Raw genomic sequence first — 1,281 nt, 5'->3', positions numbered from 1 at the left:
TGAGCTTCCACCCCAGGACCGGACACCGGGGTTCTCACGCTGCGAGGGCGTGGTCGTGACGATACCCGAGGCGGACCTCGGTGGGTGTGCGGTATCCGAGGGTGGAATGTAGACGGTTGGCGTTGTAGTAGGCCAGGTACTCGAAGACGGCAGCGCGGGCGGCACGCCGGGTGGGCCACACGGTCGTGCCGATCTCCGTCTTCAGCGTGGCGAAGAAGCTCTCGGCGGCGGCGTTGTCAAAACAAGATCCAGTACGGCCCATCGAGGCACGTATCTGATGCCTGGTCAGGGTGGTGCGGAAGCGGGCCGAACCGTACTGCGAGCCCCTGTCCGAGTGGAAGATCGCGTCCGGGCGGGTCAGGCCCCGGCCGGCGGCCAGGTCGATGGCGTCGCTGACCAGGTCGGCGCGCATGTGCGCGGCCATCGCGTGCCCGGCCACCTCGCGGGTGTGCAGGTCGATGACGGTGGCCAGGTACAGCCAGCCCTCGACCGTGGGCATGTAGGTGATGTCGCCGACGAACTTCTCGCCGGGCGCCTGGGCGCTGAAGTCGCGGCGCAGCAGATCTGGTGCGGGCGGCGCGCTCGCGTCGGCCTTGGTCAGCGACCGGCGTCGCCGACGAGTCCAGCCGACGATGCCGCGCTGGCGCATGATCCGCTCGACCTTCTTGCGGTTGACCCGGCGGCCGCGGCGACGCAGCTCGACCGTGACCCGCGGCGACCCGTACGAGTGCCGGTGCGCGGCGTGGATCGCGGCGATCTCGACGGCGAGGGCGTCCTCGGCCTGCTCGCGCTCGGCACGGGCCTGCGCGGCGTTCAGCCACTCGTAGAAGCCCTGGCGGCGCACCTTGAGGACCCGGCACAGCCGCGTGACGCCGTACTCGGCGCGGTGGGTGGAGATGAAGCGGTAGCGGCCGGTCATTGCCCCATCTCCTTCGCAAAATACTGGGCTGCCTTGCGGAGAATGTCCTTCTCCAGCTCCAGCTCTCGCACCCTTGCGCGGAGTTTGCGCAGCTCATCACGTTCAGAGAGGGTCAGCTCGGGCTCGGCGGGCCGCCCGGCTGCCGTCTTGCGTTCCTCCGCCCGAACCCAGCCACGCAGCGTCTCATGGTTGACGCCCAGGTCACGGGCTATCTGCCGTAGCGGTGAGTCCGACGATTGGACCAGCGCCACAGCATCCTTACGGAACTGTTCGGTGTACTGCGAAGGGCGTGCCACCAGGACATCCTTCCTCCTGGCCATCCTGCCAGGGATCAGGGTGTCCGGCCCGAAGGTGGAAGCTCA

General features: G+C 68.6%; 2 protein-coding genes. Both read right to left on the bottom strand.

Translation table 11 applies throughout. From position 1 onward, the window contains the following. Nucleotides 1-34 precede the first annotated feature (34 nt). Entirely contained in the window at nt 35-919 is an 885-nt protein-coding gene (locus FLL47_RS42560) for an IS3 family transposase (RefSeq protein WP_144128381.1), read from the bottom strand. Then, the gene (locus tag FLL47_RS42555) at nt 916-1,215 is read right to left on the bottom strand and encodes a transposase (RefSeq protein WP_186316258.1); all 300 of its coding nucleotides are present in this window, start codon (nt 1,213-1,215) and stop codon (nt 916-918) included. The genes FLL47_RS42560 and FLL47_RS42555 overlap by 4 nt, the downstream gene beginning before the upstream one ends. Nucleotides 1,216-1,281: the final 66 nt, after the last annotated feature.

The organism is Catellatospora sichuanensis (assembly GCF_007483665.1).
In the GTDB taxonomy this organism is placed as follows: domain Bacteria; phylum Actinomycetota; class Actinomycetes; order Mycobacteriales; family Micromonosporaceae; genus Catellatospora; species Catellatospora sichuanensis.
The sequence above is the reverse complement of the archived record's forward strand: the minus strand, read 5'-3'. Positions and strand labels throughout refer to the sequence as shown.